12 protein-coding genes are annotated in these 14,288 nt (G+C 56.8%); 10 read left to right on the top strand and 2 right to left on the bottom strand.

All coding sequences use genetic code 11. The annotated features are described in order from the left end of the window. The first annotated feature begins 45 nt into the window (after window positions 1-45). The 7 genes from motA to ACYZT3_RS03610 all read left to right on the top strand — a co-directional run bounded on the left by motA (window position 46) and on the right by ACYZT3_RS03610 (window position 9,538). Entirely contained in the window at window positions 46-897 is an 852-nt protein-coding gene (gene motA / locus ACYZT3_RS03580) for a flagellar motor stator protein MotA (RefSeq protein ID WP_282376673.1), read from the top strand. A gap of 163 nt (window positions 898-1,060) precedes the next feature. After that, window positions 1,061-2,089: a flagellar motor protein MotB gene (gene motB, locus ACYZT3_RS03585; protein ID WP_462031529.1), complete on the top strand. Its 1,029-nt coding sequence runs from the start codon at window positions 1,061-1,063 to the stop codon at window positions 2,087-2,089. Window positions 2,090-2,330: 241 nt separating this feature from the next. Continuing rightward, a complete protein-coding gene (locus ACYZT3_RS03590) occupies window positions 2,331-4,424 on the top strand; it encodes a type VI secretion system Vgr family protein (protein WP_462031530.1) in 2,094 nt (697 codons plus the stop codon). Continuing rightward, the gene (locus ACYZT3_RS03595) at window positions 4,421-4,987 is read left to right on the top strand and encodes a DUF4123 domain-containing protein (RefSeq protein WP_462031531.1); all 567 of its coding nucleotides are present in this window, start codon (window positions 4,421-4,423) and stop codon (window positions 4,985-4,987) included. The genes ACYZT3_RS03590 and ACYZT3_RS03595 overlap by 4 nt, the downstream gene beginning before the upstream one ends. Continuing rightward, a complete protein-coding gene (locus ACYZT3_RS03600) occupies window positions 4,984-7,677 on the top strand; it encodes a toxin VasX (RefSeq protein WP_462031532.1) in 2,694 nt (897 codons plus the stop codon). Before ACYZT3_RS03595 ends, ACYZT3_RS03600 begins: the two co-directional genes overlap by 4 nt. Continuing rightward, window positions 7,668-8,594: a hypothetical protein gene (locus ACYZT3_RS03605; protein ID WP_462031533.1), complete on the top strand. Its 927-nt coding sequence runs from the start codon at window positions 7,668-7,670 to the stop codon at window positions 8,592-8,594. Before ACYZT3_RS03600 ends, ACYZT3_RS03605 begins: the two co-directional genes overlap by 10 nt. Window positions 8,595-9,268: 674 nt before the next feature. Next, window positions 9,269-9,538, top strand: coding sequence for a hypothetical protein (locus ACYZT3_RS03610; protein ID WP_462031534.1), 270 nt, complete (start codon window positions 9,269-9,271; stop codon window positions 9,536-9,538). A 51-nt stretch (window positions 9,539-9,589) separates the two neighbouring features. Here the strand turns inward: ACYZT3_RS03610 and rsgA are convergent, their stop codons facing one another. Then, window positions 9,590-10,621, bottom strand: coding sequence for a small ribosomal subunit biogenesis GTPase RsgA (gene rsgA, locus ACYZT3_RS03615; protein ID WP_008153263.1), 1,032 nt, complete (start codon window positions 10,619-10,621; stop codon window positions 9,590-9,592). Between the two features lie 107 nt (window positions 10,622-10,728). Here rsgA and orn point away from each other — a divergent pair, with 107 nt between their 5' ends. From orn to ACYZT3_RS03630, 3 genes are all read left to right on the top strand, one after another. Then, the gene (orn, locus tag ACYZT3_RS03620; protein WP_282376686.1) at window positions 10,729-11,271 is read left to right on the top strand and encodes an oligoribonuclease; all 543 of its coding nucleotides are present in this window, start codon (window positions 10,729-10,731) and stop codon (window positions 11,269-11,271) included. A 92-nt stretch (window positions 11,272-11,363) separates the two neighbouring features. Continuing rightward, a complete protein-coding gene (locus ACYZT3_RS03625) occupies window positions 11,364-11,975 on the top strand; it encodes a trimeric intracellular cation channel family protein (RefSeq protein ID WP_282376687.1) in 612 nt (203 codons plus the stop codon). A 167-nt stretch (window positions 11,976-12,142) separates the two neighbouring features. Then, a complete protein-coding gene (locus tag ACYZT3_RS03630; protein WP_282376688.1) occupies window positions 12,143-13,192 on the top strand; it encodes a Fic family protein in 1,050 nt (349 codons plus the stop codon). On the opposite strand, the gene queG is transcribed toward ACYZT3_RS03630, so the two are convergent. Further along, entirely contained in the window at window positions 13,189-14,277 is a 1,089-nt protein-coding gene (gene queG, locus ACYZT3_RS03635; protein WP_282376689.1) for a tRNA epoxyqueuosine(34) reductase QueG, read from the bottom strand. The two genes, ACYZT3_RS03630 and queG, sit on opposite strands and share 4 nt — an antisense overlap. Window positions 14,278-14,288: the final 11 nt, after the last annotated feature.

A 14,288-nucleotide genomic window follows, 5' to 3' on the forward strand; every position in this document is an offset into this window, starting at 1 on the left:
TCCGAATATGACCTTGAACCCGACTCAGTAAGTGCTCTCCTACCTATGGCTAAATTAATCGGCATCATCGTCGTATTCGCGAGCGTGCTCGGCGGATACGTGCTCTCCCATGGCAAAATTGCCGCCCTTATTCAGCCTTTCGAGGTGTTGATTATCGGTGGCGCGGCCCTTGGCGCATTCCTCCAGGCCAACCCTAGTTACATGACCATGCACGTGCTCAAGAAATCCTTGAGCATGTTCAGTTCGCGTTTCAACCACACCTTCTATCTTGAAGTGCTTGGCCTGATTTACGAGATCCTCAACAAGAGCCGCCGCGAAGGCATGATGGCCATTGAAGGCGACATCGAAGATGCTGCCGCGAGCCCGATCTTCGCCAAGTACCCGACCGTGCTAAAAGACGAACGCATGACTGCGTTCATCTGCGATTACCTGCGCATTATGTCCTCCGGCAACATGGCTCCCCATGAGCTGGAAGGCCTGTTCGACATGGAACTCTATAGCCTCAAGGAAGACCTCGAGCATCCGTCTCACGCGGTGAACGGCATCGCCGACGCCATGCCCGGTTTCGGCATTGTCGCGGCGGTACTCGGTATCGTGGTGACCATGGCCTCCCTGGGCGAAGGCGACCAGAAATCCATCGGTCTGCACGTGGGTGCGGCACTTGTCGGTACCTTCTTCGGTATTCTCGCGGCGTACGGTTTCTTCGGTCCGCTGGCCCATTCCCTGGCCCACGATGCCAAGGAAGAGCTGAACGTCTACGAAGCCATCAAGGCCTCGCTGGTCGCTTCCGCTTCCGGCATGCCGCCATCGCTGGCGGTAGAGTTTGGCCGCAAGGTTCTGTACCCGGCGCACCGTCCTAGCTTTGCTGAGCTGGAACAAGCGGTTCGCGGTCGCTAGTGTCCTGTCTTGCAAATACGTTCCTTTTTGGCGAGTGGCTGTTGTTGCCAGACAAGGCGCCGCGACGAGTCATAGCCGGCTATGGCGAGGAGCGGCAACGCAGTATGGCGACAACAGACACCGCCAAAAAGGAACAGTATTTGTGAGACAGGGCACTTAGATCATGGAAAATAACCAGCCGATAATTATCAAGCGCGTCAAGCGCATCGCCGGCGGGCATCACGGGGGCGCCTGGAAAATCGCCTTCGCGGACTTCGCGACGGCGATGATGGCGTTCTTTCTGGTGCTGTGGCTGCTGTCCACCGCAACACCTGAGCAGAAGATCGCCATCGCCGGTTACTTCAAGGACCCGGTCGGTTTTTCCGAAAGCGGCACGCCGTACATCATCGACTTGGGCGGCACGCCGACCCTGGCGCCGGAAAACACCCTCAACCCCGAGGTGAAATCCCAGCCGCAGCCGGACAAGGTGACCATCGACGCCGAGCAGGTTGAAGGGATGGCCGAGCAGGTCGAGAAGGAACGTCTCGAGCTGTTGCTGCAAGAACTGCAGAACAAGGTCGAAGAGAACCCGCAACTCAAGAAATTCAAAGACCAGATTCTGTTTGAGATCACGCCGGACGGTTTGCGCATCCAGATCGTGGACGCTGAAAACCGGCCGATGTTCGACTCTGGCAGTGCCCGTCTGAAGCCGTACTTCGAAGACATCCTGCTGGCCATGGCCGACACCATCAAAGCGGTGCCGAACAAGATCAGCATCAGCGGCCACACCGATGCCAAACCGTACACGGGCACCGGTGACTTTGGTAACTGGGAGCTCTCGGCCAACCGTGCCAACGCTGCACGTCGTGCGCTGATCGCCGGCAGCTATCCGGATGCGCAGGTGGCACGCGTCGTCGGTTATGCCTCGTCGGCGTTGTTCGATCGCGAGAACCCGTTCAACCCGGTCAATCGCCGTATCGACATCGTGGTGCTGACCAAGAAAGCCCAGCGGGCCATCGAAGGTTCGCAAGGTGCAGAACCGGTTCCAGAGCCGACGCAAGGGCAGGGTGGCCCAGGCGAAGTGCCCGCCACGCCAGCCGATCCGAATGCGTTGCCGGCGGATAAAGAGCCGTTGCCAGCGCATGAGCTTCGCGAGCGCTTGAACCTCTTCGACAGCCCGGCACCGAAGCCGGGTGAACCACCGAAGCAGTGACCCACAAAAAAGCCGACAGCGATGTCGGCTTTTTTTTGCCTGTTGGGGGGATCCTACCAATCGGTATTTTGTCGTTCATTGAGAGGCTGACCTTCGATAGCGAAGCTTCCTTCTGGGTTTAAAGATTAGTCCTACATCTATCCTTTGCCTGCCTTGTTAGCGTGCCCGCCAATTTCGCGTGCACAGACCATGGAGGGTTTGGACATCGCGCTTCATTTCCTCTTTGCTTAAGGATAAGCGTATGTTCGGATCGGCCAATACGGCGCATTTTGCGCTGCACATCCCCGCTGTTCGTAACGATTTCAAAGTCCTCGCCTTTGACGGTGTAGAGGCCATCAGTGCTTTGTATGCGATCCAGATTGAACTGGTCAGCGAACACCCGGATTTCGATCTCGAAAGTCTGCTCAGTCAACCCGCATTTCTCCAGTTCGGTCTTAACGGCGAAGGCCTTCACGGTCGGATCGAAGACGTGTTCGTGGGTGAGGCCGGCAAGCGCCTGACTCGTTATCACCTGACCCTCGTACCGACGCTGCATTATTTGCAGTTCAGCCACAATCAGCGGATTTTCCAGCACCTGACGGTGCCGCAAATCATTGCTCAGGTGCTCAAAGGTCACGGCGTTCAGGCCGATGCGTTTACCTTCCATGTCAGCACCAGCCCCGAGCGCGAGTACTGCACGCAATATGGGGAAAGCGATTTCGAACTCGTCCAGCGCCTGTGCGCCGAGGACGGCATCGCGTGGCATCACCAGCACTCGGCAGACGGTCATTTGTTGGTGTTCACCGACGACCAGACCTGGTTCCCCAAACTGGGCGAAACCCCTTATCTACAAGACTCCGGCATGGTGGCCGAGCACCCGGTCGTCAGCCAGTTTTCCATGCGTTTCAGCACCCGGACCAGCACGGTCACGCGCCGGAGTTATGACCTGAAACGGCCGAGTCTGCTGCTGGAGAGTCGCTTCACCGCCGAGTTCAGCCCAGAGCTTGAAGACTATCGTTACCCCGCATTAATCGAGAACGAAAAACGCGGTAAACAACTCGCTCGTCAGGCCTTGGAGCGGCACCGTGCCGATTACCAGTTGACCGAGGGCAAAAGTGATCAGCCCACGCTGCGCTGCGGTCACTTGTTCGACCTGACCGAACACCCGCGCAAAACCTGCAACGATTTGTGGCTGTTGCTCAGCGTGACGCACGCTGGAAAGCAACCTCAGTCACTGGAAGAGGCCATCACCAGCGACGTCAAACCCGAAGACGGCTTTACCCAAGGCTATCGCAACAGCTTTCGCGCCATTCCATGGGACGTGCTCTACCGTCCGCCGATGCGTTCACGCAAAACCGTGCTGGTCAGCCAGACCGCCCGTGTTACCGGGCCGGCCGGCGAAGAGATTTATTGCGATAAATATGGCCGTGTCCGTGTCGAGCTGCCGTGGGATCGGACCGAACTCAACAGCGAAAAAAGCAGTTGCTGGCTAAGGGTTTCCTCCAGTTGGGCCGGGGAAAATTTTGGTTCGGTGACCATCCCGCGCATCGGCATGGAAGTCGTCGTCACCTACCTGGAAGGCGACCCCGACCAACCGTTGATCACCGGGTGTGTGGCCAACACCGTCACCTCCGTGCCGTATTCGTTGCCCGAGCACAAAACCAAAACCGTGCTGCGCAGCCACAGCTCTCCGCACACCGGTGGTTACAACGAACTGTCGCTTGAAGACCGCGCCGGGCAGGAAAAAATTTACCTGCGGGCGCAACGCGACCTCGAACAGCTGATCCTCAACGACAGCGACACCCAGATCGGCAACGACCGCCGCGAACAGATCACTCGGGACAGCCACAGCCTGATCAGCAACGACCGTTTCGAACAGGTGGGCAACCACAGCGCCAGCCTGATCAAGGGCGACGAGTTGCACACCACCCAAGGCGCGCGCAATACAGTGATCGGCGGCAACGAGCTGATCTCCGTTGCCGGAAACAGCAGCACCACGGCAGGCGGCACGTGGGTGATTCAGGCCGGTTCACAAGCCCACGTCACCGCTGTCAACGTGGTGATTGATGCGGGGATGAGCCTGACGCTCAAGGCTGGCGGTCACCACATCGTGATCAACTCGGGCGGGATTTTCAGCAGCGTGGCCATTGTCGAGGGTGGTTCACCGCTAGCTGGCCTAACCGGGCAGGCGGCACTGTCAGCAGCTCCCCAAGCTGCCGAGGCTGTGGTCATCGACACCCTTCCTATGGAAGCACTACTCAAACAGAACATCGTCTTTCGTGAAACCGATTCCGGCATTTGCCCAGTATGCGAGGTCGCCCAGGAACCCCAGGCAGCAGAGAGGGGTGAAGCATGACCCTGGTCACCCCGAACAAAGGACTGCTCTTGCTTGATGGTGCTCAGTATGAAGACGCTATCGATTGGCTTCACCAGCACTACGGCGCAGACGCTCCTCAATCGCTTTTCAAGGGGACCGCTTACGAGCCGATTGGCGCAGCGGGGCCATTTCTGCTGAATGCCTCGCTTGGCAGCGCAGGCTACGCCGCATGGTGGGGCGGCTCCGACTTGCAACACGGTGTTTGGCTGGCTTCTCCACAGAGCGCTCAACAATGGCTACCGATCCTGCAACGTCGCTTGCGCATTTTTGATGAACACCAGCGAGAGTTATGGCAGCGCCTGGCGGATGGCTCGGTCCTGCTTCGCGCCTGGTTGGCCGGCGTGCAATGGCCAACAGGCTTTTGGTTCGGCGTGGAAAGCGTCTGGCTACGCCATGGCAACGCGCCAGTGTGCGCTTGGGAGAACCAGGCGCCGGAATTCGACTCAGCACCGGCCAATAAAGGTCTGGCCGCGCAAATCACCCTGCCTGAGCCGCTTCTGCATGCACTGAGCCTTCCAGCCAACCCGGAGAAAAACGCATGAGTGCCCAGAATAAAATCCGCGTTGGAACGTGCCCGCTCTTCACTGCCGTTTTACCCCTGCGATACGCCCTCGGCCCTACCGTCGCTGTCGATACCGATGCCTACGACTTGCCGGCGTTGAACGGCTCGTTTCCCGAGTTGGGGCCTCGGCATCCTGACTTGACCGGGCATGCGCTCAATTACACCTCGCGTTTGTTGCGCGACGGTTGGCTCTATGTCTGGGAGAGCAGTCCACCCAAGTTGGTGGAGTATCAAGTCGAAAAAGCTCAGCTCACCCAAACCCCGCGTGCGGGCAGGGTAATCGACACCCGGGTCAAACCCCATCTGTTGTTAAGAGCGGGCGACGTTGCCGGATTGGTCTGGTCGCCCGTTCGCTGGAGTGAGGCGCAATACCAGGCCACCAGAAAAGACCCCGCCGTGCGTCAGCGCATCATGCGAAGTTTTGTTCCGGGTGTTGCGCCGTTCAGCGGCAAGGTTGACGCGGTCGCTAAGCAGATTGGCGAATACAACGATGCGACGAGCTATGGCTGGAGCGCGGAGCCCGAGACGGAACACGCGCCTGATTGGTTGAAGGTGCGAAAGCAGATGAAGGCTTGCGAGCAGCAAACTTACGCGGTCATTGATGACGCCTGGGGCGTACTGCTCGACCTCGCTGCGCTGATGCGTGTCCGTAAAGAAGCATTCGACAGTTACCAGGAACATCACGCTGAAGAGTGGGCGATGGCCGGCGTCATCAAGTCACTGAGCGAAGGCGACCGCCAGCTGAGTGCACAACTGCCGTCTATCACTCGCTATGACGAACTCCAGCAGGTGTGGAAAGATCAAGAGATCCAAAACAATCGGTATACCGCCGACACGCGGCGTCTGGCCCAACTCTGGGTGGCGTGGTTCAACACCCTGCAAGTGACCGGTCCGTCGAGCATGGACACGGCTTGCGGCCATTTCGACATCACTCAGTCGATGGCGCGTGAGGCACTGGAATTGCATTTCGCAGCGGCGTGCCTGGGGCCGGCCAGCACCAGTATCGGAGCCGAGGCCATTAGCCTCAACCTGAACGGCAATGCGTCGGGAAAACCTTGGCTCCTCTGGGCTTTGCTTGGATTACCCGCACGGCTTGGCAAAAGCGAGATCAAGTACCTCGTTGATCTTGGCGATGCGTTCAACGACAACACGACGGCGTTGCAGGAAGGTGCTAGCAAGGTTGCCAGCGCTTTCGGGTATGCCGATGCACTGAACAAGACTGCCGACAAACTGAAGCAACATAAGCCGGCATCGAGCATTGAGGCCTTGTTTCTGGCAATCGCTCCGGTGGCTGGGTTGCAACTGCATCAGGCACAAAACTCGACCAGCACCGCCGGGAGCTTGTACATGGCGGCGGCTCTGGCTCGTAGCGACCAGCGCATCCAGGCGTTGGGCGTTACCTCGCGTCAGTTGGGCGAGTGGTACAGCGACTTGATGGGGACACGCCCAGCGGCGCCTGCTCATTTGAGCGTTGCACCGCTGGTCGCGGCCGTGGGGCAGAGCGTGCCGTTCATGCATCTGGTGCCGACCAGCACCAAATTGCCACCGTTGCCGGTGAATCTGGCGGCGGGTGTGGATTTGAGTAGCGTGCTGGATCTGAAAGGGGCTTGGGATAAAGCACCGATCAAGGTTTTGGTGACGTTGATGGCGGGGCTGAATTTTTATTGGTCAATGGATCAGTTAGTAGATAGCGGAACAACTAAAAAATGGGTTGGTGCTTTCGGCGCCTTGACTGGCGTTGGAGCAGCAGGCGCGGCAGTTGGTCAGCGGATGGCAGAGGTTAACTGGACCTCTGCTATTAGCCAGGGCGGCAAAAACTCTATTCCAGCGAGGCTCGCGTTAGTTCGAGCCATGGGAATGGCCGCAGGTGCTGCTTTGTTGCAGTCAGCGTTCCTCTGCTTTGATGTGGTGGTTTACGGTTTCGAAGCCTTTGAGGCGTTCCAGGCGGGTGACTTTGATACCTTCTCCGTTAATCTGGGGCTAATCGGGGCATCGGTGGCGAGCATTAGGCTGCAGGCTCAAGCCTTCCGGGCACTGCGCATTGCACGAGCGGCCGTGATAGCAGGGGATGCGGCGGTTATTTCTAAAGGGTTGGATGTCGTGCCTCACTTGGGCGTCAAGCTTTTGGGGCTCGCCGTGGTGATTGTGGGCGGGGTCATCGCCCGGCTCTATACGACTGACTCACCGCTAGAAAAATGGGTAAAAAACAGTCATTTCGGTATCCGTCCGGACAACGATTGGTCAACTAACTACACCCAGTCAATGGAGCGTCTGTATCCCATTCTGTTTCCTGTCAGTTTTGAAGTATTCCGACTGAGAGAGTTACACCCTTATCAAGGGCAAGTCACCTCGACCTACCTGATGCTGAACCTGCCGGGGAAAAACATTCAGATGACGGATGGGATGATCCACTTCAAGGGCCATGAAATCTGGCGCGATACCCTCGGATATCACTCCGAACGGGTCAAAAAAGTCAAATGGACAGGTGAAAATTTTGATCGGCATAGTGGCAGCCGGATTCCTGTACAAGTTGGCGTAACCCCGTACCGGCGCGTCTACCATGAGGACGGCGTGCGGGATTTGTGGAGCATTGAGGGCGATTTGATCTATTCACCGCGTGAAGGACTGACGCTGCCAGCGGTAAAAATCAAGGACTGGGCATGGATATGAATACGCCGGAGCAACCGCGATACAGCGCTATCCCCACGGTACTGTTGGAAGCGCATAAGCCCACTGGTGAGCAGCCAATGGAGCTGTTTATTACTGATGAGCACACCGAACATTATCTGGCTTTGCGGGCAGGCGGCGATTCGGATCGGGGTCAATTTACAGGCCTTGGCGGGTGGATAGGGTTGGGTGGGCTAGGAATGGTTTTTTTGTTAATGATCAATGGGAAGTGGGAAAGCGTTCCCATGGGCCTGATCATGTCGGCAGCATTTTTCCTTGTTCCTTTTTTATGGGAAACCCTTCGTCCCTTGCCTTTGCCTATCCTGTTCAACCGTCGCACTCGTGAAGTGTATTTCGAACACGAAGGTGAACTGCTCCACGCTCCATGGGATGGCATAACCGCCGTGGCCAATGAATATCAGCTAGTTGGTACCCACATTGGTGGCATGCAAAGCGCCTCACTGGAAATACGCATGTGGCAGTTTGAAAGGCCGGAAATTGCATTGATGGTCAGTCTCGGCTCGCCTTTCGGCAAATCATTGGCGATGCAGAAAGGCTTTTGGGAATACATCCGCTCTTACATGAACAACGGCCCGTATTTCGACGAGCAGGGTAATCACTGTGAGTCGGATGCGTTCATAAAAAGCCAGCTAGCGGTGCAGCCAAACATGAGCGGGTGGTTCAAGGACACCTTCAGCGACATAAAAAAAAGACGGGCGGAAAGTGGAAGGAAGAACTACTTGGGCGGCAGTGATGTAGTCATGCTTGTTCTTACTTTTCTCTTTTATCCATGGTTTCGCATTCAGGAACTCACTTACAGCTTCGCCAAACGCCGCTCCCGCAACCTGTGGCCGAAAGTCGTCACCGAACGACTAAAGGCCAATGGCCCTTCTTCGCGACTTGTGGACTTGATGAGTTGATCGGAAGTCGATTGGTTGTAAATCTGTTTGATATGGTGTGAAGTCTTTATGCGGGTGATTTGGAATGAACGTGTGGGTTTAAGAATCAGAGCTTTGGCTTATGTGAGCTTGGTTCCAACCTATGCAGTGATTAAGTTTATGTGGATCCGCTTTTTTACTTGGAGGATGTTGTGCTGGGTCGAGCGTTAGTATTGTCTGTTCTGATGAATATAATATTGTTTTCATATTTTACGGTTGGGTGGCGCGACAGAGAGGTCGCTGTTGAAATTGTTTCGGATGGGCTGGATTTTCGTGATGATGCTGCTGGTTACTGTCGTCGGATTCTAATTCGTAGCGATGAGATACTAAAAATAAAAGTTGTAAGTAATATATTTTTTGATTCGCTCGTCATTGAGCTAAAGGATGATCAGAGATTTTCGTTTAGTAATATGATTGCGCCGGAAAACTTTGTTGAATGCGCTCAATCTCGAATAAATTATTAAATTTTGGTTTGTTTTTAGTCGTGTTGATGTCTCTCAAAATGGATTTGTAGGAGCTTTCCGAAATTATCGGGTGGGGTTTTAATCATCTAGGTAGCTGTTTATAGTTCCAATGTCGCCCCACCAGTTCGGTGACCGATCTTAGCCGGTCGAAACAAAGATGAAACCTTTCGACAGTAACCGGAGTTTTGACCAATGGCTAAGTACCACCCGCTCCAAGGCAACTTCAGCGTCGGCTCGACGCTATACATCGACACCGAAGCCCGCGCTTCCGATCTCCTTGAAACCGCCGTCCACCGACTCAAAGCCGCGCGTAATCTGCTCAACAGCGTCACCTGTCTGTGCGTCAAAGAAGCCGAAGGACACGACCTGGAGCATTTCGCCAACGCTGCGCACATGTTGATCCAGGATGGCTGTGACGCCTTGGACGTCCAGGGCTGGACGCTGGAAAAAGCAGCACGCTAAAAATGAGAAAGCCGCGATATTCGCGGCTTTTTTGTCTCTGCGGGAAGCTACTTAATAGCTGGTTTCCGGCAGGCTGGCGATGATCGAGCGGTAGCTGTTCATCCGTTGCTGCTGCACGCGACCTTCTTCCAGGGCCTTGAGCAGGGCGCAACCCGGCTCGCGGTCATGCTTGCAGTCGCGGAAGCGGCAGGTGCCGATCAGGTCGTTGAACTCGATGAAGCCGGCTTCGACGTCGGCACGGCTGACGTGGCCCAGACCGAACTCACGAATACCTGGGGAGTCAATCAACTCACCGCCACCGGGGAAGTGGAACAACCGTGCGGTGGTGGTGGTGTGAGTGCCCTGGCCGGACAACTCGGACAGCGGGCCGACACGGGCTTCGACTTCAGGCAACAGGCTGTTGACCAGCGAAGACTTGCCGACGCCGGACTGGCCGACGAACACGCTGATGCGCCCGTCCAGCTGTTCCTGCAGTTGCTCCATGCCGTTGCCGTGGTGCGCCGAGACTTCCAGCACCGGGTAACCCAGCGTGCGGTAAACCGCCAGCAAGGCATTCAACGCCGGGGCGTTCTGCTCGTCGATCAGGTCGAACTTGTTGAGCAACAGCAGCGGACGAATCCCTGCGTGCTCGGCGGCGACCAGGTAACGGTCGATCAGATTCGCGTGAGGCTCGGGCAGCGGGGCGAAGACGATGACAATCATGTCGACGTTGGCCGCTACGGGTTTTAGCTGACCACGGCTGTCCGGACGGCAGAGTTCGGTTTTGCGCGGCAGTTGCGCCACGATCACGCCGATGCCCTGGTTGCCGGCACGCCAGACCACCTGATCGCCGGTCACCAGCGCAGGCAGGTTGGCGCGCAAGTGGCAGCGGAACACCTGGCCGGCCAAATCGCCATCGAGGGCTTCGACTTCGACCTGGACACCGAAGTGCGCGATCACCAGGCCGGTCTGTTCCGGACCCAGATCGCCACCCTCCAGTGCCTCGACAGCCGAGGACTCGCGTTTGGCGGCGCGGGCAGCGCGTTCGCCCTGAATCTTTTCGATGCGCCAGTTTTGACGACGATTGAGTTGGCGTTTGGCCATGGGTGTTCCGTATCAAGAATGCAGCGATTAGGTAAAACGGCCGCGAGTTTAGCACGCCCGGCCACCGGCCTAGGCTAAACTGCGCAGCATTGCCTAGGAGCCGACTCATGCAAAACCCGCAGAATCTGATCTGGATCGACCTGGAAATGACCGGTCTGAACCCTGATACCGACGTCATCATCGAGATGGCCACCATCGTCACCGACAGTGACCTGAACACCTTGGCCGAAGGTCCGGTGATCGCTATCCACCACAGCGACGAGATCCTCGCCGGCATGGACGAGTGGAACACCCGTCAACACGGCGGCTCCGGGCTGACCCAACGGGTGCGCGACAGCCGTATCAGCATGGCTGAAGCCGAAGCCGACACCATCGCCTTCCTGGAAAAATGGGTACCGAAGGGCAAGTCGCCGATCTGTGGCAACAGCATCTGCCAAGACCGCCGCTTCCTTTATACCCACATGAAATCCCTGGAAAGCTTCTTCCACTACCGCAACCTCGACGTCTCGACGCTGAAAGAGTTGGCCGCACGCTGGGCGCCGGACGTGCGCGACAGCTTCAAAAAGGGCAGCACGCACCTGGCCCTGGACGACATCCGCGAATCGATCGCCGAGTTGCAGCACTACCGCAAGCATTTCATCAAGTTCTGATGGAGTTGAGGGCTGCACGGATTGTGCAATGCCCTCTTTTGGTGCCGCCACTAAATAGCTAGACTGCGCGCCTTCCTGCAAGGACCGCCCCCATGTTGCTGATGCTTTACCTGATCGCCATCACCGCCGAAGCCATGACCGGTGCCTTGTCGGCCGGCCGTCGCGGGATGGATTGGTTCGGCGTGGTGCTGATTGCGTGCATCACAGCGTTGGGCGGTGGTTCGGTGCGTGACGTGCTGCTCGGTCACTACCCGCTGACGTGGGTCAAACACCCGGAATACCTCGTGCTGACCTCGGTGGCGGCGATGTTCACGGTTTTCGCTGCGCGCTGGATGCGGCATCTGCGCTCGCTGTTTCTGGTGCTCGATGCCGTGGGTCTGGTGGCGTTCACCCTGATCGGCTGCATGACCGCCCTCGAAATGGGCCACGGCATGCTGGTGGCATCGGTCAGCGGCGTGATCACCGGGGTTTTCGGCGGCATCCTGCGCGATATCTTCTGCAATGACATCCCGCTGGTCTTCCGCCGCGAACTCTACGCCAGCGTCTCGTTCGCGGCGGCGTGGTGCTACATGCTCTGCCTTTACCTGCAATTACCCGGTGAACAGGCGATTTTGATCACGCTGTTCGGCGGTTTCCTGCTGCGGTTGCTGGCAATCCGTTTCCATTGGGAAATGCCGAAGTTCGTTTATAACGACGAAGCCTGATTTCAGCGGTGTGCATGGTCTGATAAGTGTGTGCTTCGAAATATCCTGTCGAGGAAGTCGCTTAGGTTACTCAGTGAAAATGGGGTAAAAAGTGCATAAATGGGGTAATCCGTTATTGAATTACCCTGTTTGTTGTTGAATTACCCTATTTGGCAGGTAAAACATCTATGCGGTCACTTACTCCTGAATTTCTCTCAACACTTCGCTACAACGGATTGCAGGTCGCGACGTTGCGGGCTCTCGGTGAGTACCGTGGCAAGCAACAATTGTTCGCTTCCCAGTCCCCAGAAATTCTCCAGGACCTGAAGCAGCTTGCAGTCATCGAGTCCACAGAGTCATCGAACCGATTGGAGGGGGTGGTTGTTTCGCCAAGTCGGTTGAAGTCGTTGATTATCAAAAATGCCGAACCGAAAAGTCGCTCCGAGCAAGAAGTTGCGGGGTACCGCGATGCGCTTTCTCTTATCCATGAAGCAGCAGAGGGGATGCCATTCTCCGAGGGCGTCATTCGGCAATTGCACGGCATGCTTTATCGCTATTTACCGCAGGATGGCGGGGAGTGGAAAGCAACGAACAATGACATCATCGAGCGCCATCCAGACGGCAGTTCACGTATCCGCTTTCAACCGGTCGCTGCACATCTAACACCCATTGCAATGGTCGATATGGTCATGCAATACCGCAGAGCACTGGATCAGAATCTGGCAGATCCGCTGGTATTGGTCCCGTTGAGTATTCTCGACTTTCTCTGCATACACCCTTTTTCAGATGGCAACGGGCGCGTAGCTCGACTGCTTACCTTGTTGTTGCTTTACCAGTTTGATTATCGCGTAGGCCGTTTTATCAGCCTTGAGCGGATCTTCGAGGACTCAAAGGAAAGCTACTACGAAACGCTTGAGGTTAGCTCTCAAGGTTGGCATGAAGGCAGGCACGACGTTCAACCATGGCTCAACTACTTCTGGGGTGCGCTTCTTCGCGCTTACAAGGAGTTTGAGGAGCGTGTTGGTAAGATCGATAAGCGCCATGGAGGCAAAAGCGATCGAGTTCGATTTGAAGCGTTGAAGCGCACCCTACCGTTTTCGATTACTGAGCTTGAAGAGGCTTGCCCTGGTGTGAGTCGTGACACCGTGCGTATGGTTTTGCGTTCATTGAAAGCTGAAGGACTAATTGAGTCGACTGGGAGGGGGCGCAGTGCCAAGTGGATAAACTTGAATCGCTAAGGACGAATTCCATGGTTGCCAGCGCGCTGTTCATGTTGCTTCAACGCCCACTCGACATGCTCCCGCACCAACTCCGACGGATAGTCCCGCCGCGCCTTCAACGCTTCCAGCACTGGAATGCTCGACGGCGCGTTCCCCAGGCCTACCGCCAGGTTTCGCAGCCAACGCTCGTAACCGGCTCGGCGTAACGGCGAACCTTCGGTGCTGCTGAGGAATTTGTCCTCGTCCCACATGAACAGTTCGGCCAGCTCCGCGTTGTCCAGGTTGTGCCGTGGCTTGAAGTCGCTTTCGCCGGACGGACGGGCGAAGCGATTCCAGGGGCAGACGATCTGACAGTCATCGCAACCGAACACCCGATTGCCGATCAGTGGCCGCAAATCTTCAGGGATCGCGCTTTTCAGTTCGATGGTCAGGTAGGAGATGCAGCGTCGGGCATCCAGCACGTACGGGCCGACGAAGGCGTTAGTCGGGCAAATATCGAGGCACGCAGTGCAGCGGCCGCAATGTTCGGTGGCGTGAGGCGGGTCGATGGGCAGCGGCAGATCAACAAAGAGTTCGCTGAGGAAGAAGTAACTGCCGGCCTGGCGATTCAGGACCAGAGTGTTTTTACCGATCCATCCGAGACCAGCCTGCTCGGCAATGGCCTTTTCCAGCACCGGCGCGCTGTCGACAAAGGCGCGATAGCCAAACGGGCCGATGACTGCTTGAATTTTTTCCGCCAGTTGTTGCACGCGTTTGCGGATCAATTTGTGGTAATCGCGGCCCAAGGCATAACGCGAGACGTAGGCTTTTGCAGGTTGTGCCAGGCGTTTGGCCATTTCGGTGTCGCCCGGCAGGTAGTCCATGCGCAGGGAGACCACCCGTAGCGTGCCGGGCACCAGCTCTTCCGGGTGTGAGCGTTTGCTGCCGTGGGCGCCCATATACTCCATTTCGCCGTGGTAGCCGGCCGCGAGCCAGCGTTCCAGGTGCTGCTCATGCTCGGCCAGGTCGAGACCGCTGATGCCGACTTGCTGAAAGCCCAGCTCGCGGCCCCAGTCCTTGATGGATTGGGCGAGGGCGGGCAGGTCTGTGGTAATAGCGGGCATGAGGCGAGAGA

Source organism: Pseudomonas sp. MDT1-16 (assembly GCF_054898115.1).

Bases quoted from the DNA above. Each gene is read 5' to 3' on its own strand.
- ACYZT3_RS03625 (WP_282376687.1), top strand. From the start codon at position 11,364: ATGTTGCTGATGCTTTACCTGATCGCCATCACCGCCGAAGCCATGACC.
- motB (WP_462031529.1), top strand. From the start codon at position 1,061: ATGGAAAATAACCAGCCGATAATTATCAAGCGCGTCAAGCGCATCGCC.
- ACYZT3_RS03590 (WP_462031530.1), top strand. From the start codon at position 2,331: ATGTTCGGATCGGCCAATACGGCGCATTTTGCGCTGCACATCCCCGCT.
- ACYZT3_RS03610 (WP_462031534.1), top strand. From the start codon at position 9,269: ATGGCTAAGTACCACCCGCTCCAAGGCAACTTCAGCGTCGGCTCGACG.
- ACYZT3_RS03595 (WP_462031531.1), top strand. From the start codon at position 4,421: ATGACCCTGGTCACCCCGAACAAAGGACTGCTCTTGCTTGATGGTGCT.
- orn (WP_282376686.1), top strand. From the start codon at position 10,729: ATGCAAAACCCGCAGAATCTGATCTGGATCGACCTGGAAATGACCGGT.
- ACYZT3_RS03605 (WP_462031533.1), top strand. From the start codon at position 7,668: ATGGATATGAATACGCCGGAGCAACCGCGATACAGCGCTATCCCCACG.
- queG (WP_282376689.1), bottom strand. From the start codon at position 14,277: ATGCCCGCTATTACCACAGACCTGCCCGCCCTCGCCCAATCCATCAAG.
- ACYZT3_RS03630 (WP_282376688.1), top strand. From the start codon at position 12,143: ATGCGGTCACTTACTCCTGAATTTCTCTCAACACTTCGCTACAACGGA.
- rsgA (WP_008153263.1), bottom strand. From the start codon at position 10,621: ATGGCCAAACGCCAACTCAATCGTCGTCAAAACTGGCGCATCGAAAAG.
- ACYZT3_RS03600 (WP_462031532.1), top strand. From the start codon at position 4,984: ATGAGTGCCCAGAATAAAATCCGCGTTGGAACGTGCCCGCTCTTCACT.
- motA (WP_282376673.1), top strand. From the start codon at position 46: ATGGCTAAATTAATCGGCATCATCGTCGTATTCGCGAGCGTGCTCGGC.